This window comes from Kutzneria sp. 744, assembly GCF_000568255.1.
Taxonomy (GTDB): domain Bacteria; phylum Actinomycetota; class Actinomycetes; order Mycobacteriales; family Pseudonocardiaceae; genus Kutzneria.
In genome coordinates this window covers 7,224,187-7,244,048 of sequence record NZ_KK037166.1, presented here as the reverse complement: position 1 = coordinate 7,244,048, position 19,862 = coordinate 7,224,187, and the positions used below count along the sequence as shown (strand labels likewise).

Below are 19,862 nucleotides of genomic sequence, written 5' to 3'. Positions count from 1 at the left end.
GTCCTCGGCGGCGGTGAACCGCGGGTCCTCGGGCTCCTCGTACGGCTCGGCGCCGGCGTTGCCCTGCTCGGCGATCGCGATGCCGGGCAGCTTGTCACGCAGCGCGTCCAGCAGGGAGTCCAGCCACTTGCGGATCTCCGGCTCGGGCAGCGCCCCGGCGAAGGCGTCGATGGGCTGGCCGCCGGCGATGGCCACCACGGTCGGGATGGACTGCACGCCGAACAGCTGAGCGATGCGCGGGTTGGCGTCCACGTCCACGGTGGCCAGGATCCAGGCGCCGCCCGCGGCCTGGGCCAGCCGCTCCAGCAGCGGGGACAGCTGCTTGCACGGCCCGCACCACTCGGCCCACAGGTCCACGATGACCGGGACCTGCATGGACCGCTCGACCACGTCGTCCTGGAAGCTGGCCTCGCTGACGGCGATGACGAACTCACCCGCGGGCGTCGCCGCGGCCGGCGGTCCGCCCGCGGCCGGTGCGGCCGGCGCCCTGGTCGTCGCGTCGGCCTTCGCCTTCAGGCCGGACAGATCGACGGCGCCGGACAGCGCCGCGGACAGAGCTGCGCTCTGGCGGGGGTTTGGCCTTGTCACGGTTCCATCCTGGCACGAACCGGCCGACGGTTGCCCGCGAGTCCGGCTGACTGGACACTGTGAACGCATAGTTACCGGTCAGGACACTGGGGGTGGCCATGGTGGCCGGTGGCGAGGACGTCCCCGCCCGACTTGAGCGACTGCCCGATTCGGGTTGGCACCTGCGGGTTCGCTGGCTGATCGGCGTCGTCACCTTCTTCGAGGGCTTCGACCAGCTGGCCATCGCCTACACGCTGCCGTCGCTGAGCGCGGAGTGGGGCCTGAGCACCGGCCAGCAAGCGCTGGCCATCACCAGCGGCTCGGTCGGAATGCTGCTCGGCGCGCTGGTGTCGGGGGTGGTCGCCGACCGGATCGGCCGGGTCAACGTGGTCGTGCTGGCGTTGTCGGTGACCGCCCTGTCGTGCGTGGGGCTGGCCATCTCGCCCGGGTTCGTGTGGTTCCTGGTGCTGCGGTTCGTCCAGGGCGTCGGCATCGGCGGCGAGGTGCCGGCCGCGGCGACGTACATCGGCGAACTGGCGCAGTCCGACCGGCGCGGGCGGTTCGTGCTGCTGTACGAGCTGGTGTTCCCGGCCGGGCTGACTGCCGTGGCCATCGTGGCCGCGTGGGTCGTGCCCGTGCTGGGCTGGCGCTGGGTGTACGGCATCGGCGTGCTGCCGGCGCTGCTCGTGGGGCCGATCCTGCGCATGGTGCCGGAGTCGCCGCGGTGGCTGGCGGCGTCCGGGCGCGGCGAGCGGGCCGTGGGCGTGATGGAGCGGATCGAACGCGCCGTGCAGCGCTCCACGGGGCGTCCGCTGCCGCCGGTCGTGGCCATCACGCGGGCCCCGTCCGTGCGGCGGCGCTACCTGCGGCGGACCGTGATCGTCGGGCTGCTGTGGCTGCTCAGCTACTTCGCCAACTACGGCATCGCCAGCTGGCTGCCGACCATCTACACCGACGTGTTCGCGCTGCCGGTGTCCACCGCGTTGGCCTACAGCGTCGCCACGTCGGTCGCCGGCCTGCTCGGGGCCATCGCCGTGGCCCTGTTGGTGGACCGCATCGGACGGCGGGCCTGCCTGGCCGGCGGCAGCGCCCTCGCCGCGGTGACCTTCGGCGTGTTGGCGGCGTCGGGGGCCGGATCGGCGTTGGAGCTGCTGGCTTTGTCGGCCGTCGGGGCGCTGTTCGTGTTCGCCGTCAACCTCGGGCTGTACCTGTACGCGCCGGAGCTCTATCCCACGCCCATGCGGGCCGCCGGGGCCAGCCTCGGTGGCGTGTGGAACCGCTTCGGCGTGATCGCCGGGCCCTTGGTCGTCGGCGCCTTCGCCGCGAACCTCGGGCTGCCGGCCGCGTTCGCCGTGTTGGGCGCGGCGATGCTGGCCGCCGCGACGACGGCGTTCTTCGCGGAGGAGACCCGGGGGCGGACCTTGGAGGAGATCTCTCCCTGACCTAGGCGTACGTGCCGTGCCCTTCGACCACCAGGCCGTCCCGCAACACCAACACCTCGCTGACCTCGCGGCCGTCCTGGTTCCGGTAGTTGATCACCATCACGGCCATGCCGACCCGCACGCTGAGGACCTCGAAGCGCAGGTCGGGGATCCGGCGCAGGCCGGTGGCGTAGTAGTCCCGGACGGCGGCCTTGCCGTGCAGGGTCCCGGATTCCTCGCCGTTGAACGTGACGACCACGGGCGAGCTCCACACGACGTCGTCGGCGAAGTGACTGAGCAGGCGGTCGAGGTCGTGGGCGTTCCACGCGTCGGCCCACTCGGCGGCGAACTTCTCGGCGAATGCGCGGTCCATGTCACTCCTCGACGATGCGGGCCAGATCGAGGCCCATCGGATGCGGCTTGACCACGCCGACGCCGGCGGCGACGATCCGGCGCAGGAAACCGGTCAGCAGCACAGCCAGGCGCTCCGTGCCGGCCTTGCCCAGCACCTCCCACGGCAGCTCGGCGGCGGCGTCGGTGCGGGTCTCGACGTCGTGTCGGGCCCGCGAGCCGTCGGCGGTGATGCGGTTCTCCTTGTCCAGCAAGCCACGCTCCCGCAGACGGCGTTGGGCGGCGGCCCAGTCCTCGGCGGTCCAGCCGCGCCAGGCCTCCCAGCCGGCCTGGTCGGAAACGTCACGGTCGGCGGAGAACGCCACGAGCGTCTCGACGGGATCGAGGCCGCCGGCGACCAGGGCGGCGACATGGCCGTCGCCTCGGGACTCGCGCAGCACGGTGGTGGCGTGCCACAGCACGAGATGCGGCGCGTCGGGCCACGGCAGCGCGGCATTGGCGGCGGCCAGCGGCCGGCCGGCGATGGGGGCGGCCAGGGCGGCCCGCTGGGCCAGCTGGGAGGCCTCGATCATGTCGTCGCCGACGACGTCGTCACCGAGAATCGCGCGCAGCCCGGCGTCGACGCCGGCCAGTCGGGCCTCCAGGAACCGGGCCGGGGTGGCGACGGCCCACGTGGCGGGAACCGCACGGGCGACCCGGCTCAGCTTGAAGTTGTAGAAGGTGGCGGCGACAACCTCGGCCGGCACGGCCCCGAGCGCCGCGGCGCGCAGGCCGAAGTAGCCCATCCAGCCGCCACGGCAGCCGAGGGCGTCGGTCTCGGCGCGCGCCTCCGGCGCGAAGTAGGTGACACCGTGGTAGGGCTCGTACAGCGTCCACATCCGCCGCGCGCTCATGACAGGTAGTTCTCCACCCGTTCCACCTTGGCGTGCAGCTGATCGGTGTGCCCAGGCCGGATGTCGGCCTTGAGCACCAGCGACACCCGCGGCGCATGGGCCTGCACGGCCTTCACCGCGCGCTTGACGACGTCCATCAGCTCGTCCCAGTCGTCGCCCTCGATGGTGGTGAACATGCTGGTGGTCTCGTTGGGCAGACCCGATTCCCGCACCACCCGCACGGCGTCGGCGACCGCCTCGGCAACGCTGTCGGACTCGCCGCCGAGCGGCGACACACTGAACGCGACCAGCATCGGCCCTCCCTGTCTGGATGCCGGCCAGTCAACCCGCTGCGGGTCGCGCCGGCAACAACCCGTGATCACCGACGCGTGAACTGCTAGCGTCGACAGCCATGGCCACCCAACCGTTGCCGTTCGACCCGATCGCCCGCGCCGCGGGCACGTGGGAGGAGCGGGTGGGCCCGTCGGGCGCGATGGCCGCGGTCACCAGCGTCATGCGGGTGCAGCAGATCCTCCAGTCCACGGTGGACGCGGCGCTGCGGCCGCACGGGCTGACCTTCGCCCGGTTCGAGGCCTTGGTGCTGCTGACCTTCTCGCGGCGGGGCAGCCTGCCGATGCGCGTGATGGGCGAGCGGCTGCAGCTGCACCCGACCAGCGTCACCAACATCGTGGACCGGCTGGAGGCCGACGGCCTGGTCAAGCGGACGCCGCACCCGTCGGATCGGCGGACCACCCTGGTCGAGATCTGCGCCGCCGGCCGCGAGCTCTGCGAGGCGGCCACCGCCGCGGTGTCCGAGGTGAACCTCGGGCTGAAGGGCCTGACCGAGCGCCAGACCGAGCAGCTCACCGACCTGCTGGCCAAGGTGCGCAAGGCCGCCGGCGACTTCGACGGCTGATTTCCGCACGCGTGGCAACCTCAACTCCGCGGCGAACGTCCCCTGAGCACATCGAAAGTTTCTCACTGTAGGGGGATTCACCATGGAGAAGAGGACTGCCCTCATCGGGGCCATGGCCGCGCTGGGAGTCGCCGGCATGCTGCTGGCACCGGCGGCGATGGCGACCACCACGACCGCGCCGCCGACCACGACCACCACGCCGCACGAGTCGATCTGGCTTCACGTCACGCCGTCGTCCGTTCGGCCGGGCGCCACCGTGTACCTGGACACCAACTGCCTCAAGGTGAACACCATCGGGACCGCCGAGCTCGATCTCTTCTCCGAGAGCACGCGAACGGCCGACACCCAGCGATTCAAGGCGACGGTCAAGGACGTCAAGCCCGGCAGGTACAAGGTCACCATGGAGTGCACGGACGTGAAGCCCAGCCGGACCGTCTCGGCCACCTTCACCGTGCTGCCCAAGGCCCAGGTCCCGACCAAGCCGGTCGGCGCGCCGCAGACCGGCGGCGGCTTCACCGCGACCGACCTTGTCGGCTGAGGTCAGGCGCTGATCGCGACCGCCCGCTGGGCCAGCCGCCCGGTGCGGGCCGCCCACCGCTCGAACACCACCGAGCCGAACGGCGGGATGCTCGCGATCAGCGCCAACGCGGTGGTCCGGTTGTCCCAGTTCAGGGCGCGCCGGGCCAGCAGCGAGAGCACCACGTACGCGATGAACACGACGCCGTGCACCGGGCCGAAGATGTGCACGCCGATCTCGTAACCCACGACGTACTTGAAGAACATGCCGATCAGCAGGCCGGCCCAGGAGATCGCCTCGGCCACCGCGACGGCACGGAACCGGCCTGACGGAGTGTCGAACATGGATCCCAGTGTGGGGCGTGAGCGGGCTCACGCCCCGACCGGGCCTAGCTGTCCTCCCAGCTGAACACGCGCGAGGCCGCGAACCCGACCACGATGGTGAAGGCCAGCAGCACCAGCGCCGGCACGCCCAGCGCCTCGATTCCCTTGCCGCGCACCAGAACGTCGACCATGCCGTCATTGAGATGCCGCAGCGGCAACACTTCCGAGACGGTCTGCAGCCACTGCGGGGCGTTCTGCAACGGGAAGAACGTGCCGGACAGGAAGGCCATCGGCAGCACGATGACGTTGGTGATGCCGGTCGCCGCCTCCTCGGACTTGGCGATCGAGCCGACCAGCACGCCGATGGAGAAGAACGACAGCGAGCCCAGCACCAGCAGCGGCAGGGCCAGCCACCACTGGCCGGCCAGTTTCAGCCCGAACACCGGCGTCATCGCCACCGCGACGAACAGGATCGCTTGCAGCACCGAGGTTCCGATGGTCACCAGCAGCCGGGAGGAGATCACCGTGCCGGTGCTGACCGGGGCCAGCCGGATCCGCCGCAGCACCTGCTTCTTGCGCCAGTTCACCAGCGTCAGCGCGGAGCCGAAGATCGCCGAGGTGGCCAGGCCCCAGGACAGGATGCCGGGGGTGAGGTACTGGATCGCGCTCAGCGACGAGTCCTCCACCTGCTGCGAGTTCAGCGTCACGGTCGGCGGTTTGCCGCTGGCCTTGATGTTGACGGCGTCGACCACCGAGCGGATGACCGCCTGCACGGTGCCGGCCTGCACGCTGTCGCTCGCGGCGTAGCGCAGCTCGACCTTGTTGCCCTGCACGGAGATCGCTGCCGGCACGTCGCCGCTCCTGACCGCCTGCACGGCCGTGTCGAACGAGTCGACGCGCTGGAACTCCACGATGCCGGTGCTGTTCAGGGCGGTCAGCACCGGGCCGTCGCCGACGACGTCGATCTTCGTCTTGCTGGAGGAGGCGCCGCCGAAGATCAGGCCGAAGATGACCAGGAACATCAGCGGCATCAGGAAGGTGAAGAACAGCGCCACCCGTTCGCGGAAGAAGCCCTTGAACATGGCCACCGACAGGCTCTTGAACGCGGTCATGCCCGGTACTCCCTTCCGGTCAGCTCCAGAAACACGTCCTCCAGCGTCGCGCCGCGGACCTGGAGGCCCTCCAGCGCGCCGCGTTCGGCCAAAGTGGACAACAGCTTGCCCGGGTGTCGAGTGGACAGTCGCAATGAGACGCCGTCGTCACTGGCTTCCTCAACGCCGGCAAGGCTCTTCGCGTCGTCCAACGCGATGATGCCGCGTTCGATCATCACGTGCGTCGGCGCGTCCAGGCCCCGCACCAGCGTCGCCGGCGCGTCCATGGCCAGGATCTTGCCCTTGTCCATGATCGCCGTGCGGTCGCACAGGATCTCGGCCTCGTCCAGGTAGTGCGTGGTGTAGACGATGGTCTTGCCCCGGTCCTTGATCGCCCGCAGCACGTCCCACAGGTTGCGCCGGGCCTGCGGGTCCAGCGCCGCCGTCGGCTCGTCGAGGAACACGATGTCCGGGTCGTGGGCCAGCGCGCAGGCGATCGACAGCCGCTGCCGCTGCCCGCCCGACAACTTGTTCTCCCTGGTGTCCGCCTTGTCGGTCAGGCCGACCAGTTCCAGCATGTCGGCGGCCGTGCCCGTGCTCACCCCGTACAGCGAGGCGAACGTCTCCAGCTGCTCCCGGGCCGTCAGCTTCTCGAAGAACGACGACGCCTGCAGCTGCACCCCGATGCGCGGCAGCAGCTTCGGGTTGCGCGGCCACGGCTGCTCGCCGAACAGCCGCACGCTGCCCTCGTCGGGCTTGCGCAGGCCCTCGATGATCTCCAGGGTGGTCGTCTTGCCCGCCCCGTTCGGTCCGAGGATCCCGAAGAACTCCCCCTCGCCAACGGTGAACGACACCCCGTCGACCGCCCACAGGTCGCCGTACCGCTTGCGCAGCCCCTCGGCGACGATCGTGTTCCCCTTGCTCATGGCCGCCAACGGTAAATCTCGGGGGCTGAAACGGTGGGTCATCTCCACAAGACCGGAGATATGCCAGGGTCCCCATTAGACCGATCGGGTGCACCTCCGTGGGGCACGTAATGAACTGGCCAACAATCCGCTATCGATTGCGAACACTGAGTCGTCCCTCGATTGGCGGTGTCATGGTCGGCAGGCGCACGGCGCTGCTCATCGTCACCGACACGCATGTCGACCGGGGCTTCCGCACGCTCCGGGCGCCACAGGCCGATGCTGCGGCACTGGCCGACGTCCTCCGGGACCCGCGGATCGGCGGCTTCACCGTCGAAATCCTGTCCAACCGGCCGGCCGACGAGCTGCGCCGGCGGTTGTTCCGCCTCTTCCGGACGGCTGACCGGGAGGACATGCTGTTGTGCTATCTGTCCGGCCACGGCATGAAGGACGAGTCCGGGCACCTGCACCTGGTCACCACCGACACCGAGCGCGACGCGATCGACGTCACCGCGCTGGCCGCGGCGGACCTACGGCGCATGATCGACCGCAGCCCTGCCCGGAGGACCGCGTTGTGGCTGGACTGCTGCTTCTCCGGCGCATTCCCCCCCGGTCGCACGGCGAAATTCGGCGACAGCGTGGACGTGCTCGACCAGCTCACCGCCCACTCCGGTCGCGGCTGCGCCGTGATGACCGCGTCGACCGCCATCCAGTACGCCTTTGAGGGCACCGCCAATCCCCGCGCCACCGGTCCCGCGCAGCCCTCCGTCTTCACCGACGCCATCGTCCGCGGGTTGCGCACCGGCGCCGCCGACCTCAACTCCGACGGCCTCATCGACGCCGCCGAGCTGTACCGCTACGTATACGACGAGGTGAAGCGCACAACCCCCGACCAGACGCCGACTCGCAACGACCAGGTGATCGGCGACCTGCACATCGCGCAGTCCAACCGGGGCCTGCCGGTGGATCCCGCGCTGCCGCAGGAGATTCGCCAGAGCCTGCGCAGCACGACACCCCGGATCCGGCAGGCGGCGATCGACGAGTTGGCCGAGCTCGCCACCGGCGGCAGCACAATCGCCCGGGACTCGTTGGCACGGCTGGGCGTGCACGGCGACGAAGACCTGGCCCGGCTAGCCCTCGCCGCCCTTGCCGAAACACCAGCGGCCGCAATGATGCCGAAGGTCACAACGGATGACCCCACGCCACCGGCCCCTGTCGGCGGAATCGGCGTCCCGCCATGGCAGCTGCCAGCCCAGCCACCGGAGTTGCGGCTGCCCAAGGGCGTTCCGCCGCGCGACTGGACTGCTGCCCGTCCTCTCCGGCGCCCTTTCGGTAGACAGGACCTGAGCACGACACTCGCCAACCACCTCGCCCAGCCCGGGTCGGTGGCATTCAGCCCGGACGCCACCGCGCTGGTTGTCGTCGACCGCGGCGGCTTGCTGCATTGGTCGACCGACGACTGGAAAATGCGCCCGCTGCACGGCGACGGGCGGGGATACCTGACACGGGCAGTGTTCAGTCCGGCCGGGCATGTGATGGCCGCGGTGAGCGAGACCGGAGTCCACATATGGAATACGGACAGCTGGGAACCGGCGGGGATTCTGCCGATCCGTGCCCTGCGTTCGGCCGCGTTCAGCCACGACGGCAGGAAGCTGGTGACGGTGGCGGACAACGACACTGTACGGATCTGGCGCACAGACACTTGGCAGCAGATCGCGGCGAGCGCCAAGGCCGATTACTACCCAGTGTGGGCCGATGCCGGCTTCTCTTCGGACGGCATGTCGGTCGCCGTGAATCCGGGGCCGTGGGTGCTGGTCTGCGATCCAGGGACGGGCCAGTCGCTCCGCCACCTCCCGGCGGTGCCGAAGGCCAAGGCCTACCGGTCGTTTGCCTACTCACCTGACGGCCATCTGCTGGTGGCAGGCCGTGGCGACGGAGTTGCCGACGTCTGGAACACACACGACTGGAGCATCCCCGTCCAGCTGCGAGACAGCCGCAAGGAAATCCTCGCCCTCGACTTCAGGCCGGATGGCACGATGCTTGCGGCTGCGGGCGTCGACCAGAAGATCCGACTGTGGAGTATCCCGACCGGGCGGCTGATCCACACACTGGTCGGCCACTTCGAGGCGGTGACGTCTCTCGACTTCAGTCCAGATGGCAAGGTGCTGGCCAGCTATGCCCGGGACGGCATGGTCAAGCTCTGGCCGGTGCGGGAGCTGCTGAAGCGGTGAGGCGGGCCGTTCCGCCGGATTGCCGGGGAACGACCCGCCTCGGGTCACTCACGAAGCCGCCGCCACGTCCTTCGTGAGCGTTCTGGGCGTGCTCAGCCGGTGGCGATGCTGAACACGTGGAAGGTGCCGCCCTGGACGGTGCTGGGCAGCGTGATGGACTTGACCTGCTTGCCGGCGGTCAGGGCGACCGGGGCGGTGGCGAACAGGTAGACGTTGAGCTGCTGGGAGGTGCCGCCGCCGGCGTTGCGGTAGGGCATGGAGACGACGGTGCGGTTGTTGTACGCCACGGGAGCGCCGCCACCGCCGAGGGCCCAGTCGGAGAAGCCGACGGAGGCGTTCTGGGTGGTGCCGTCGGTGTAGGTGATCACCATGGTGCCCGAGGCGTTGCCGTTGCCGGCGCTGCCGAGCAGGGCCAGCTGGGTGGCCCCGGCGGGCGCGTCGACGTTGATGGTTTCCCCACCGGCGTTGACGTTGTCCATCTCACCGACGGGGACGTTGGGCCACAGGAACTTCAGGCCGTCGGAGTCGGTGACGGTGGAGCCGGGGTTGACGCCCTTGGCCGCCAGGGCGTTGCGGGAGTAGCTCCAGCCGCCGCCGTCGTAGTTGCCGATCTGCTGGTTGTCGTCGGGCGAGGTGCCGATGTTGTTGAAGGCGGCCCGAAGGCTGCCGGGCTGGGCGACCAGGACGGCCAGGGTGGAGCCGTTGATGGCCTTGCCGCCCACGGTGTACGAGATGGGGATGTTGTACGTGCCCTCGGCCGTGCCGGCGGCGACGGTCACGGTGACCGGGGCGCTGGCCTTGCCGCCGGGGTCGGTGGTGAGGTCACCGGAGGACGGCGTGATGGTCAGACCGGCCGGCGCGGTGGCGGTCCAGTGCGCGGTGGTGCCCTGACCGGAAAGGTCTTGCACACCAACGTTTGCCGTGGCGGTGCCGCCCGCCGGGGCGACGAGCCGGGACGGGTCGACGAAGGTGCTCTGGTTGACGGCGCCGTCGGTGAACGACGGCGGAGCGTCGGCGTGGGCCGAACCCCAGCTGGTGTTGGGCGTGGAGGACAGCGCGAAGTCCAGCGTGCCACCGGTGTTCACGAACGACTCGGGCAGCCACGGCTTGTTCCACGTCTGGCCGTTGAGCTTCAGCGAGTCGATGTACGGCGTCGAAGTCGAGGCGCCCGGGGCGTTGATGGTGATCTTCTGGCCGCCGGGACGGGTGATCACGGCACCGGTGAACTCCGGCGTGTTCAGAGTCAGCTCGGCGCGGCCCGGGGTCTCCGGGTACAGGCCGAGGGAGGCCCACACGTACCAGGAGGACATCTCGCCGAGGTCGTCGTTGCCGACCAGGCCGTTGGGCCCGGCCTTCCAGATCTGCTGGCGGATGTTGTTGACCAGCGCCTGCGCCTTGTAGGGCTGGCCGGTGTAGTCGTAGATCCACGGCGTCTCCAGCGTGGGCTCGTTGCCCAGGAAGGCGTGTGGGTCGCTGGTGCCGGCGTTCAGCTTGGTGAAGAACTCGTCCAGCCGCTTGTTCACGGCGTCGTTGCCGCCCAGCGCCGTGATCAGGCCGCTGTAGTTGTACGGCACCATCCACGTGTACTGCGCGCCGTTGCCCTCGGTGTAACCGCCGGGGTCGGCCGGGTTGAACGGGCTGCCGAACGAGCCGTTGGCGCTGCGCGGCTGGAGGTAGCCGGTGGCCGGGTTGTACAGGTTCTGCCAGTTCTGGGCCCGCTTGATGAACGTGTTGTACGTGGCCGAGTCGCCGAGACGGCGGGCCAGCTGCGCGATGGAGAAGTCGGCGCTGGTGTACTCCAGCGTGTCGGAGGCGACGCCGGGCACGTAGCCGAGCTTGAGGTAGTTGGCCAGGCCCGGCCGCTCCTCGTAGCCGACGGTGGGCTGCGAGGCACCGCGTTCCATCAGCAGCAACGCCTGGTTGGCGTCAAAACCCTTGGCGCCGAAGGCATACGCCGTCGACACGATGATGTGGTACGGGTCGCCGTTCATCACGCCGGTATAGTCGTTGGCCACCGTCCAGCGGTCCCACGACCCGCCCTGCGCGGCGAACTGCACCATCGAGTTGGCGATGTCCGAGGTCTCACTGGGCGCCAGCAAGGCCAGTAGCTGCGCCTCGGATCGGTATATGTCCCAACCGGAGAAGTTGGTGTATATCGCGTGTCCCTTGGCGGCCTTGTGTATCTGGCCGTCGAAGCCCGGATACTGCCCGTCGGAATCGGAGAACACGTTGGGCTGCAACAGGGAGTGGTACAGCGCGGTGTAGAAGATGGTCTTCTGGTCGCCTGTGCCGCCGGTCACCGCGATCTGGTTGAGCCGGCTGTTCCACGACGCCCGCGCGGCGGCGGAGACCTGGTCGAAGGACTTGGTGGCGTTCTCCGCCTTGATGTTCGCCTTCGCGCCGTCCACCGACACGAACGAGACGCCGACCTTCACGTTGACGGTCGGGGACTTCGTGTTGTCGAAGGTGACGTAGGCGCCGCTGCCGGGCCCGGACACCGTGGTGTCCTGGGGCTTCACCGACTGCGACTTGACGTCGGCCTTGGCCTTGGCCGACTTCTCGGTGGCGGTGTTGGGCGCGCTGGTGACCGGCGCCTTGGGCAGGGACATGCCGCGCTCGGCGTCCTTGCCCGGCGTCACGGCCCCGTTGTGCCAGGTGCCGGTGCTGGCGAAGTTCTGGTCGAACTGGGCGTAGAAGTACACGCGGTAGTGGTCGTCGGCGCCGCAGAAGTGGCCGCTGGCGGCGTAACCGCTGATGTAGTTCTTGCCGATGGTGACCGAGGCGTCGTCGGTGCCCATGATCGAGCCGGACACGTTGACCAGCAGCGTCGAGGTGGGCCCGACCGGCCAGGTGAAGCGGCCGGCGCCGGTGCGCTGGGTGGCCGACAGCTCGACCTTGGCCCCGTTGTCCAGGCTCACGCCGTACGAGCCGGCGGTCACCTTCTCGTTGCTGTGCGAGAAGGTGGAGATGTACTTCATGGGGTTGGCCGCGGGCGAGTCGGTGATGTCGCCGACGACCGGCATGAACGGGATGTCCTGGTAGGTGTCGCAGCCCGCGCCGGACAGGTGCGTGAGGCTGAAACCCTTGATCCGGTTGTCCTGGTAGTAGTACCCGCCGTGTTGCAGCGTCACGGTGTCCGGGCTCCACTGCACCATGCCGAACGGCACGTCCGCGCCGGGGAAGGTGTTGGCGGCCCCGCCGCCCGTGCCCATGTCTGCGTCACCCGGCTGGGTGCCGATGTAGGGGTCGACCCATTGGGCCAGGTCCTGCGCCTTCGGCGTCGGCGCGGCCGTCGCGGTGGTGGCCACCAGGGGTGACACCACCATCGCCAGCGCTGTGCCGATCACGGCCGCGGCGCGCAGGCGCCGTCTCGGGACTCCGAACATCTTGGCGGTCGCCTCCCGTGGCTCGAACACACGTTCGTCGAGCGGCGGGCGTGACAACCTTGTCGCGACGCCCGGCAGGTCCGCTCGACCCGGTGGCAACACTGCGGAGAGTGTTGGATCTGCGTCAAGACGTCATCGGCCAGCCTGTCCGCTTCCGGACAACGGGCGTCCTCCGTATGCAGCAACAGGGTCCGTTCACAGTGTGAACAGCGAAAACGGGGTCGTCACGGTTATCTCCCACCGTCCCACTTGACCGGTTCACAACCATTGACAAGAGCTGTGTGGATCCGGTGAGATCGCGCCATCATGACAACGTTGTCGAGCCTCGGCCCCCGCCGGGTCCGCCGCGCAACCATGAGCGACGTGGCGCGCCTGGCCGGGGTCAGCATCAAAACGGTCTCCCGGGTCGTCAACGACGAGCCGGGAGTGCACCCCGCCACCGCCGAACGCGTGCTGGCGGCCATCGACCAGCTCGGGTTCCGGCGCAACCTGGGCGCCCGCAACCTGCGCCGCGGCTCGTCCACCGGCACCATCGGCATGGTGCTGGAGGACGTCGGCAATCCCTTCTACTCCGGCATCACCCGGGCTGTCGAGGAGGTCGCCCGCCAGTACGGGCGCCAGGTCCTCACCGGCTCGTCCGACGAGGACCCCGGCCGGGAGCGCGAGCTGGCGCTGGAGTTCTGCGCCCGCCGCGTCGACGGCATGCTCGTGGTGCCGGCCGGCATGCAGCACGGCTACCTGGTGCCGGAGATGCGCGCCGGCATGCCCGTGGTGTTCCTCGACCGGCCCGCCGGCGACGTCGTGGCCGACACCGTGCTGGTGGACAACATCGGCGGCACCGTGCTGGCCGTGCGCCACCTCGCCGCCCACGGCCACAACCGCATCGCCTTCCTCGGCGACGCCCCGGACATCTTCACCGCCAACGAGCGCCTGCGCGGCTTCCGCGAGGGCTGCGTGCGCGCCGGCATCCGCTACGACGAGGACCTGGTCGCCATGGGTCCGCACGACGAGCGGGGCATCGCCGAGGTGCTGCGCCGCATCGGCGAGCACCGCCAGCCGGCGACCGCCGTGGTGGCCGGCAACAACCGGATCACCGTGCACCTGCTGCGCGTGCTGGCCGGCCGGCCGCAACGCCCGGCCCTGGTCGGCTTCGACGACTTCGAGCTGGCCGACCTGCTCGACCCGCCCGTCACCGTGATCGCGCACGACGCCAGCGCGATCGGCAAGGCCGCCGCCGAACTGCTGTTCTCCCGCCTGGACGGGGACACCTCCCCGCCGCGGCGGGTGGTGCTTCCGGTGCGTTTGGTACCCCGTGGATCAGGAGAAAAGCGACCTTGAGCGAGATCATGCGGCCCGTCCGGCTGGCCGCCAACCAGCCCCGGCAGTTCTACCGGGGCGGCGCGGCGATCGCCGACCTGCGCGGGATGCCGGCGACGGCCGAGTTCGGCCCCGAGGACTGGGTGGGCTCGATCACGACCCAGTTCGGCAAGGAGGCCGGCCTGTCGCCGCTGCCCGACGGCACGCTGCTGCGTGACGCCGTGGCCGCGGACCCGACGGCGTGGCTGGGCGCGGCGCACGCCGCCGAGTACGGTGCCGACACGGCGCTGCTGGTCAAGCTGTTGGACGCGGGCCAGCGGCTGCCGGTGCATTACCACCCGTCCGACGCCTTCGCGTCCGACCACCTGTCCTGCCGTCACGGCAAGACCGAGGCGTGGATCGTGGTCGGCACCAGCGGGCCGAGCCCGACCGTCCACATCGGATTCAAGGCCGACGCCGACCCGGCCGTGGTCGACAACTGGGTCACCGTGCAGGACCGCAGGGCCATGCTGGACGCCCTGAACGCGATCCCGGTCAAGGCCGGCGACACGGTGTTCATCCCGGCCGGCCTGCCGCACGCGATCGGCGAGGGCGTGTTCATCGTCGAGCTCCAGCAGCCGACCGACTTCTCCATCACGATCGAGTGGGAAGGCTTCCTGGACGGCCCCGACTCGTGGCACCTGGGCCTGGGCCAGGCGACCGCGCTGAAGGCGCTGGACATGTCCGGCTGGGACGGCAAGCGGCTGGACACGATCGTCAAGCACACCGCGGACAACCACGACCCGATCGTGGACCTGTTGCCCAGCAGCGAGTTCTTCCGCGCCCAGCGGCTGCACGCCGACTCGCCCATCGAGCTGGACCCGTCCTTCGCGGTGCTGGTGGTGCTGGACGGCGAGGGCCGGCTGCACACCGAGGGCGGGGACCCGGTCGCGCTGCGCCGCGGCGACACCTTCGTGTTGCCGCACGCCGCCGGATCGTCCAAGTTGGACGGTGGTCTGGTCGCGGTGAGGTGTCTACCCCCGGAGGTGCCGGCATGAGCGAGCTTGCGAGCGAATCATTCAGCGCCGAGCGTCCGCGAACGCGGACACCGAGCGCCAGCGAGGTGCCGCAGTGAGCACGCCGTTGCTGGAGGCGCGGTCGCTCGTCAAGCACTACGGCAGCGTCGAGGCGCTGCGCGGCGCGTCGTTCCAGGTGGCCGCGGGCGAGGTCGTCTCGCTGATCGGCGACAACGGCGCCGGCAAGTCCACCTTCATCAAGTGCCTGTCCGGCGCGGAGCAGCCCGACTCGGGCGAGATCCTGTTGGAAGGCAAGCAGATCCAGCTGGACTCGCCGACGACCGCGCGGGCGCTGGGCATCGAGACCGTGTACCAGGACCTCGCCGTCGCTCCCGACCTCGATCCGGCGGCGAACCTGTACCTGGGCCGCGAGATCAGGCGCAAGGGCCTGCTCGGCGCGCTGGGCATGCTGGACAAGGCGGAGATGCGCCGCCGGGCGAGCGAGGAGTTCGGCCGGCTCGGGGTCACGCTGCAGAGCGTGGACGTGCCGATCGGAGCCCTGTCCGGCGGCCAGCGGCAGAGCGTGGCCGTGGCACGGTCGGTGGTCTGGGCCAGCAAGGTCGTGTTCATGGACGAGCCGACCGCGGCGCTCGGCGTCGTGCAGCGCGAGCGGGTGCTCGACGTGATCCGCAAGGTTCGCGACCAGGGCATCGGCGTGGTGCTGATCAGCCACAACATGCCCGAGGTGCTGTCGGTCTCCGACCGCGTCGAGGTGCTGCGGCTGGGCAAGCGCGTCGCCCGGTTCAAGGCCTCGGAGGCCTCGTTGACCGACCTCGTCGGCGCGATGACCGGCGCGCTGGTGCAGGAGGACCTGTCGTGACGACCGTTACCGATTCCGTGGCCCCGCTGGAGAAGCAGTCGCTCGGCCGGCGGCTGGCCGGCGCCAACACGCTGTGGATCGCGCTGGTGCTGATCGCGCTGATCATCGTGTTCGGCGTGATCGACCCCAGCGGCATCCTCAACATCACCAACCTCCAGTTCCTGCTGATCGAGACCGCGGTGCTGCTGGTGCTGTCGGTCGGCATGACGTTCGTGATCATCACCTCCGGCATCGACCTGTCGGTCGGCTCGGTGCTGGTGTTCTCCGGCATCACCTCGGCCCTGGTCATGAACGCGCTGTCCGGCGGCGACTCCACCAACGCCGGCTGGGGCGTGATCATCATCGGCGGCCTGGTCGCGCTGGTCAGCGGCGCGGCCTGGGGCGTGCTCAACGGCCTGCTCATCGCCCGGGCCAAGATCCCGGCGCTGATCGTCACGCTGGGCTCGTTCGGCGCGGCGCTGGGCGCGGGCGAGCTGCTCACCGGCGGCTCCGACGTGCGCACCATGCCGACCGCGCTGGCCCGGTCGCTGGGCTCGGGCACGCTGCTCGGCGGCATCCCGACCATGGTGGTCGTGGCCGCGGTGGTGGCGGCGATCGGCGTGTGGCTGCTGAGCACCACCCGCTTCGGCCGCTACACGTACGCGATCGGCTCGAACGAGGTGGCCGCGCAGCGCACCGGCATCGGCGTGACCCGGCACCTGGTGCTGGTGTACGCGCTGTCCGGCGTGCTGGCCGGGCTGGCCGGTTTCATGTCGCTGGCGTACTTCACCACCACCACGCTGACCAGCCACGGCACGGACAACCTGAACGCGATCGCCGGCGTGGTGCTCGGTGGCACCAGCCTGTTCGGCGGTGTCGGGTCGGTCATCGGCACGGTGATCGGCGTGTTCATCCCCGCGGTGCTCAACAAGGGCTTCACGATCATCGGGGTGAACGTGTTCTGGCAGCCCATCGCGGTTGCCATCGTGCTGGTGGCGGCGGTCTGGTTCGACCAGGTGCGCCGCCGGGCACGCAACCAGCGCTGATCTTTGTCCACGTGAAAGGTCTCTCAACGATGACGGACACACGAAAGATCGCCGGTCTCGCGGCGCTGGCCGCGGTGTCGCTGCTGGCCACCGCGTGCGGCGGCCAGGTCGGGCAGACCGGCGGCTCCTCCGGTTCGTCCAGCCCGGACAACAAGAACCTGGTGCTGATCCCCGGTGTCTCGGCCGAGCCGTTCTACATCTCCATGCAGTGCGGGGTGGAGGCCGAGGCGAAGGCCAAGGGCTACACCGTGAAGACGCAGGCGCCGCAGAAGTTCAACCCGAGCGACCAGACGCCCATCGTCACCGGCATCCTGGCCAACAAGCCGGCGGCGGTGCTGATCGCGCCGACCGACGACAAGGCGCTGGCCGGGCCGATGAAGCAGCTCAAGGACGCCGGCATCAAGGTCATCGAGGTCGACACCTCGCTGCAGGACACCTCCGTCGCGCAGTCCTCCATCTCCTCCAACAACGAGCAGGGCGGTCAGCTCGCCGCCCAGACGCTGGCCAAGCTCGTCGGGGACAAGAAGGGCTCGGTGCTGGTGCTCAACACCACCGCCGGCACCTCCACCACCGACGCGCGGGAGAAGGGCTTCAAGCAGGAGATCGCCAAGTACCCCAACATCAAGTACGTGGGGCAGCAGTACACCGACAACGACGCCGCCCAGTCCGCGTCCAAGGTGACGGCGACGCTGTCCAGCACGCCGGACCTGATCGGCATCTTCGCCACCAACCTCAACACCGGTGAGGGCGCCGCGACCGGTTTGCGCACCGCCGGCAAGACCGGGCAGGTCAACCTGGTCGGCTTCGACGCCAGCCCCAAGGAGGTCAGCGACCTCAAGGACGGCAGCTTCCAGGCGTTGATCGCCCAGGACCCGGCCACCATCGGCAAGGACGGCGTCGACCAGGCCGTGGCCGCGCTGACCGGCGGCTCGGTGACCCGCAACATCTCCACCGACCTGGTGTCCATCACCAAGGACAACATGGACCAGCAGTCCAAGTACTTCTACAAGTCGAGCTGCTGAACCCCCGCGAGTCACGCTGTCAGGCACACCGAAACACGGTTTCCGGCACACACCCGATCCCGGGTGTGTGCCGGATTTCGTTCTACCGTCGGGACTTCGCCGCCCGACGGGCCGCCTGATGGGCCCGCTCGGCGGCCTTGCCGGCCCGCTCGGCCGCCGCCCTCGCCCGCCGCACCGCTGCGGATCCCTTGGGCTCCAAGGCTTTCAGGCTGGCCTCCAACGCCGTGAGCAGATCACCCGAGCCGTTGGGCTGGATCGGCACCTCCGGCCGGATGACCTCGTTGCCGGCGGCCTTGGCCTCGACGAGCTCGTCCAACGCCTCGCGGTAGGCGTCGGAGTGCGCCGAGGGGTCGAAATCCCCGGCCAGGCAGTCGATCAGCGCGGTGGCGGCCTTCAACTCCGGCAGACGGACGTCGACTTCCTCGTCCAGGAAAGGAAAGTCGGGGGTGCGGAGCTCGGCCGGCCAGACCATGGTCTCCAGCACCAGCACGCCGTCCCGGGCCCGCAGCACGCCCATGCTCTCCCGCTGCCGGAAGGCCACCTTCACCACCCCCACCTTCCCCGAGCGGCGCAGGGCCTCGGCGAACAGCACGTACGGGCGGACGCCGTCGGCGTCGGGTTCCAGGTAGTAACTTCGGGACAGGTAAAGGGAATCGATCTGCGACGGCGGGGCGAAGGCGTGCACGGCGATGGTCCGCAGGGTCGGCACCGGCAGCGTGGCCAGGTCCTCGTCGGTGATCATCACGACGTCCCCGCCGCCGGTCTCCGCCGCCCGCGCCACCTCGTCCGCCGGCACCTCGGCGTCGTCGAGCTCGCAGTACCGGCGCAGCCGTATCCGGCCGCCGTCCGCCGCGTGCACCTGGTGCAGCCCGAGACCCCGCTCCTCGGTCGCCCGGTACGCCTTGACGGGAATGGTGACCAGCCCGAACCCGATGCTGCCCTTCCAGAAGCTGCGCAAAGTCGACCCCTCCTCGACGATGGCCACGTCACGACGGCGGGGGAAGCACCTCGGTGGCGCGCGAAAACGCTTGCCTTCCAGGGTAAGGGCGGAAAACGAGGCGTCTGCTGCTACGAACGGGTGTCGTCGTCCTCGACGTCGTCCAGGAACGGCAGGGCTTCCTCTAGTGCTTCCGCCGTAGACGCCGCTGCGTCGGCTGCCTCAGACAGTACGGCGGACAGCTCAGTGGACACGAGCGTCTCGCCCATGAACTCTACGCTGCTCGACTGACCGCCGACCGCGTGACGGGAGATGGTGTTGAGCGCCCGGGCCAGATGCCGCTGCGCCCGCAGGAGGGTCGGCACGATCATCGCGATGTCGTCCGGGTCGGAGACGTCGACCCCGGCCAGCGCGGCCGCGCACGCCTCAAGGTGTGCCGCGGCCACCGTCGCCGGCATGATCGAAGCACCAGTCACGCCCGACATCCTGCCACCACCGGGTGGATCACCGTCGGCGACTCACCGCAGGCCCTCGATCAGGTCGTCGGCGGCGGCGTAGGGATCGACCTCGCCGGTGGCGACGCGCTTGGCCAGCTGGTCCAGCGCGGTGCCGCCACGCAGGTCGCCGATGCGGGAACGCAGCTGCTGCAAGGCGATGGCCTCGACCTCGGCGGCGGCGCGGGCCTGGCGGCGCAGTTCGAGCTCGCCGCGGTCGACCAGCCAGGCGCGGTGCGAGTCGATGGCGTCCACCAGGTCCTCGATGCCCTCGCCGCGGGCGGCGACGGCCCGCACGACGGGCGGCCGCCAGATGGGGCCCTGGCGTTCGCGGCGGGCGAGGGAGAGCCCGTGCTTGAGCTCCCGCACGGTTTGGTCGGCCCCGTTTGTCGGCCTTGTTGACCACGAACACGTCGCGATCTCCAGGATGCCGGCCTTGGCCGCCTGGATGCCGTCCCCATGCCCGGCGCTTTTTTTTACCACTGTGGTGTCGGCCAGCCCGGCCACCTCGACCTCGGACTGGCCGACGCCGACGGTCTCGATGAGCACGACATCGCAGCCGGCGGCGTCCAGCACCCGCAGGGCCTGCGGCGTCGCCCAGGACAGGCCGCC

At 69.9% G+C, this 19,862-nt stretch carries 19 protein-coding genes and 1 pseudogene; 9 read left to right on the top strand and 11 right to left on the bottom strand.

The window, feature by feature from the left end; genetic code table 11:
- The coding region (locus tag KUTG_RS33345; RefSeq protein ID WP_232241099.1) for a thioredoxin family protein at window positions 1-588 on the bottom strand (588 nt) is incomplete at its 3' end.
- Window positions 589-686: 98 nt separating this feature from the next.
- On the opposite strand from KUTG_RS33345, the gene KUTG_RS33340 reads away from it, so the two are divergent.
- Window positions 687-2,009 carry an MFS transporter gene (locus KUTG_RS33340; RefSeq protein WP_043731485.1) on the top strand — a complete coding sequence of 441 codons (1,323 nt, stop codon included), beginning with the start codon at window positions 687-689 and terminating at the stop codon, window positions 2,007-2,009.
- A 1-nt stretch (window position 2,010) separates the two neighbouring features.
- Here the strand turns inward: KUTG_RS33340 and KUTG_RS33335 are convergent, their stop codons facing one another.
- From KUTG_RS33335 to KUTG_RS33325, 3 genes are read right to left on the bottom strand one after another with little or no spacing between them, the layout of a single operon-like run.
- Entirely contained in the window at window positions 2,011-2,361 is a 351-nt protein-coding gene (locus tag KUTG_RS33335) for a nuclear transport factor 2 family protein (RefSeq protein WP_043722485.1), read from the bottom strand.
- Window position 2,362: 1 nt separating this feature from the next.
- Window positions 2,363-3,232: an SCO6745 family protein gene (locus KUTG_RS33330; RefSeq protein WP_043722483.1), complete on the bottom strand. Its 870-nt coding sequence runs from the start codon at window positions 3,230-3,232 to the stop codon at window positions 2,363-2,365.
- A complete protein-coding gene (locus KUTG_RS33325) occupies window positions 3,229-3,525 on the bottom strand; it encodes an MTH1187 family thiamine-binding protein (RefSeq protein WP_043722482.1) in 297 nt (98 codons plus the stop codon). Before KUTG_RS33325 ends, KUTG_RS33330 begins: the two co-directional genes overlap by 4 nt.
- 98 nt (window positions 3,526-3,623) lie before the next feature.
- Here KUTG_RS33325 and KUTG_RS33320 point away from each other — a divergent pair, with 98 nt between their 5' ends.
- Together KUTG_RS33320 and KUTG_RS33315 are read left to right on the top strand one after the other, a co-directional pair.
- A complete protein-coding gene (locus KUTG_RS33320) occupies window positions 3,624-4,127 on the top strand; it encodes a MarR family winged helix-turn-helix transcriptional regulator (protein WP_043722480.1) in 504 nt (167 codons plus the stop codon).
- Between the two features lie 82 nt (window positions 4,128-4,209).
- On the top strand, window positions 4,210-4,665 hold the full coding sequence (locus KUTG_RS33315) for a hypothetical protein (RefSeq protein WP_157494917.1): 456 nt from the start codon (window positions 4,210-4,212) through the stop codon (window positions 4,663-4,665).
- A gap of 2 nt (window positions 4,666-4,667) precedes the next feature.
- Here the strand turns inward: KUTG_RS33315 and KUTG_RS33310 are convergent, their stop codons facing one another.
- Genes KUTG_RS33310 through KUTG_RS33300 form a run of 3 tightly spaced genes read right to left on the bottom strand, consistent with a single transcriptional unit; the run spans window position 4,668 to window position 6,984 of the window.
- Window positions 4,668-4,988 carry a DUF3817 domain-containing protein gene (locus tag KUTG_RS33310; RefSeq protein WP_043722473.1) on the bottom strand — a complete coding sequence of 107 codons (321 nt, stop codon included), beginning with the start codon at window positions 4,986-4,988 and terminating at the stop codon, window positions 4,668-4,670.
- A gap of 44 nt (window positions 4,989-5,032) precedes the next feature.
- Window positions 5,033-6,079: an ABC transporter permease gene (locus KUTG_RS33305; protein ID WP_043722469.1), complete on the bottom strand. Its 1,047-nt coding sequence runs from the start codon at window positions 6,077-6,079 to the stop codon at window positions 5,033-5,035.
- Window positions 6,076-6,984, bottom strand: a complete 909-nt coding sequence (locus KUTG_RS33300) for an ABC transporter ATP-binding protein (RefSeq protein ID WP_043722465.1) — start codon at window positions 6,982-6,984, stop codon at window positions 6,076-6,078. The genes KUTG_RS33305 and KUTG_RS33300 overlap by 4 nt, the downstream gene beginning before the upstream one ends.
- Window positions 6,985-7,157: 173 nt before the next feature.
- Between KUTG_RS33300 and KUTG_RS54160 the strand changes: the two genes are divergently transcribed.
- A complete protein-coding gene (locus KUTG_RS54160; protein WP_052395690.1) occupies window positions 7,158-9,194 on the top strand; it encodes a caspase, EACC1-associated type in 2,037 nt (678 codons plus the stop codon).
- Window positions 9,195-9,286: 92 nt separating this feature from the next.
- Here the strand turns inward: KUTG_RS54160 and KUTG_RS33290 are convergent, their stop codons facing one another.
- Window positions 9,287-12,520 carry a GH92 family glycosyl hydrolase gene (locus tag KUTG_RS33290; protein WP_084581410.1) on the bottom strand — a complete coding sequence of 1,078 codons (3,234 nt, stop codon included), beginning with the start codon at window positions 12,518-12,520 and terminating at the stop codon, window positions 9,287-9,289.
- Window positions 12,521-12,934: 414 nt separating this feature from the next.
- On the opposite strand from KUTG_RS33290, the gene KUTG_RS33285 reads away from it, so the two are divergent.
- From KUTG_RS33285 to KUTG_RS33265, 5 genes are all read left to right on the top strand, one after another.
- Entirely contained in the window at window positions 12,935-13,918 is a 984-nt protein-coding gene (locus tag KUTG_RS33285; protein ID WP_043722463.1) for a LacI family DNA-binding transcriptional regulator, read from the top strand.
- Window positions 13,915-14,934 (top strand): class I mannose-6-phosphate isomerase, encoded by a 1,020-nt coding sequence (locus KUTG_RS33280; protein ID WP_232241097.1) that lies wholly within the window; start codon window positions 13,915-13,917, stop codon window positions 14,932-14,934. Before KUTG_RS33285 ends, KUTG_RS33280 begins: the two co-directional genes overlap by 4 nt.
- A gap of 73 nt (window positions 14,935-15,007) precedes the next feature.
- A complete protein-coding gene (locus tag KUTG_RS33275) occupies window positions 15,008-15,772 on the top strand; it encodes an ATP-binding cassette domain-containing protein (protein ID WP_043722461.1) in 765 nt (254 codons plus the stop codon).
- Window positions 15,769-16,797: an ABC transporter permease gene (locus KUTG_RS33270; RefSeq protein ID WP_052395689.1), complete on the top strand. Its 1,029-nt coding sequence runs from the start codon at window positions 15,769-15,771 to the stop codon at window positions 16,795-16,797. Before KUTG_RS33275 ends, KUTG_RS33270 begins: the two co-directional genes overlap by 4 nt.
- Window positions 16,798-16,826: 29 nt before the next feature.
- Complete coding sequence (locus KUTG_RS33265; RefSeq protein ID WP_043722459.1) at window positions 16,827-17,819, top strand: ABC transporter substrate-binding protein; 993 nt, start codon at window positions 16,827-16,829, stop codon at window positions 17,817-17,819.
- Window positions 17,820-17,901: 82 nt separating this feature from the next.
- Here KUTG_RS33265 and KUTG_RS33260 read toward each other — a convergent pair whose 3' ends face one another.
- The 3 genes and pseudogenes from KUTG_RS33260 to KUTG_RS64185 all read right to left on the bottom strand — a co-directional run.
- On the bottom strand, window positions 17,902-18,804 hold the full coding sequence (locus tag KUTG_RS33260) for a non-homologous end joining protein Ku (RefSeq protein WP_232241095.1): 903 nt from the start codon (window positions 18,802-18,804) through the stop codon (window positions 17,902-17,904).
- A gap of 83 nt (window positions 18,805-18,887) precedes the next feature.
- Window positions 18,888-19,232 carry a hypothetical protein gene (locus KUTG_RS33255; protein ID WP_157494916.1) on the bottom strand — a complete coding sequence of 115 codons (345 nt, stop codon included), beginning with the start codon at window positions 19,230-19,232 and terminating at the stop codon, window positions 18,888-18,890.
- A 42-nt stretch (window positions 19,233-19,274) separates the two neighbouring features.
- Window positions 19,275-19,862: pseudogene (locus tag KUTG_RS64185) on the bottom strand (methylmalonyl Co-A mutase-associated GTPase MeaB); the annotation flags it as partial.

Excerpts from the sequence above, each read along its gene's own strand:
- KUTG_RS33340 (WP_043731485.1), top strand. The coding sequence starts at position 687 with ATGGTGGCCGGTGGCGAGGACGTCCCCGCCCGACTTGAGCGACTGCCC.
- KUTG_RS33335 (WP_043722485.1), bottom strand. The coding sequence starts at position 2,361 with ATGGACCGCGCATTCGCCGAGAAGTTCGCCGCCGAGTGGGCCGACGCG.
- KUTG_RS33330 (WP_043722483.1), bottom strand. The coding sequence starts at position 3,232 with ATGAGCGCGCGGCGGATGTGGACGCTGTACGAGCCCTACCACGGTGTC.
- KUTG_RS33325 (WP_043722482.1), bottom strand. The coding sequence starts at position 3,525 with ATGCTGGTCGCGTTCAGTGTGTCGCCGCTCGGCGGCGAGTCCGACAGC.
- KUTG_RS33320 (WP_043722480.1), top strand. The coding sequence starts at position 3,624 with ATGGCCACCCAACCGTTGCCGTTCGACCCGATCGCCCGCGCCGCGGGC.
- KUTG_RS33315 (WP_157494917.1), top strand. The coding sequence starts at position 4,210 with ATGGAGAAGAGGACTGCCCTCATCGGGGCCATGGCCGCGCTGGGAGTC.
- KUTG_RS33310 (WP_043722473.1), bottom strand. The coding sequence starts at position 4,988 with ATGTTCGACACTCCGTCAGGCCGGTTCCGTGCCGTCGCGGTGGCCGAG.
- KUTG_RS33305 (WP_043722469.1), bottom strand. The coding sequence starts at position 6,079 with ATGACCGCGTTCAAGAGCCTGTCGGTGGCCATGTTCAAGGGCTTCTTC.
- KUTG_RS33300 (WP_043722465.1), bottom strand. The coding sequence starts at position 6,984 with ATGAGCAAGGGGAACACGATCGTCGCCGAGGGGCTGCGCAAGCGGTAC.
- KUTG_RS54160 (WP_052395690.1), top strand. The coding sequence starts at position 7,158 with ATGGTCGGCAGGCGCACGGCGCTGCTCATCGTCACCGACACGCATGTC.
- KUTG_RS33290 (WP_084581410.1), bottom strand. The coding sequence starts at position 12,520 with ATGGTGGTGTCACCCCTGGTGGCCACCACCGCGACGGCCGCGCCGACG.
- KUTG_RS33285 (WP_043722463.1), top strand. The coding sequence starts at position 12,935 with ATGAGCGACGTGGCGCGCCTGGCCGGGGTCAGCATCAAAACGGTCTCC.
- KUTG_RS33265 (WP_043722459.1), top strand. The coding sequence starts at position 16,827 with ATGACGGACACACGAAAGATCGCCGGTCTCGCGGCGCTGGCCGCGGTG.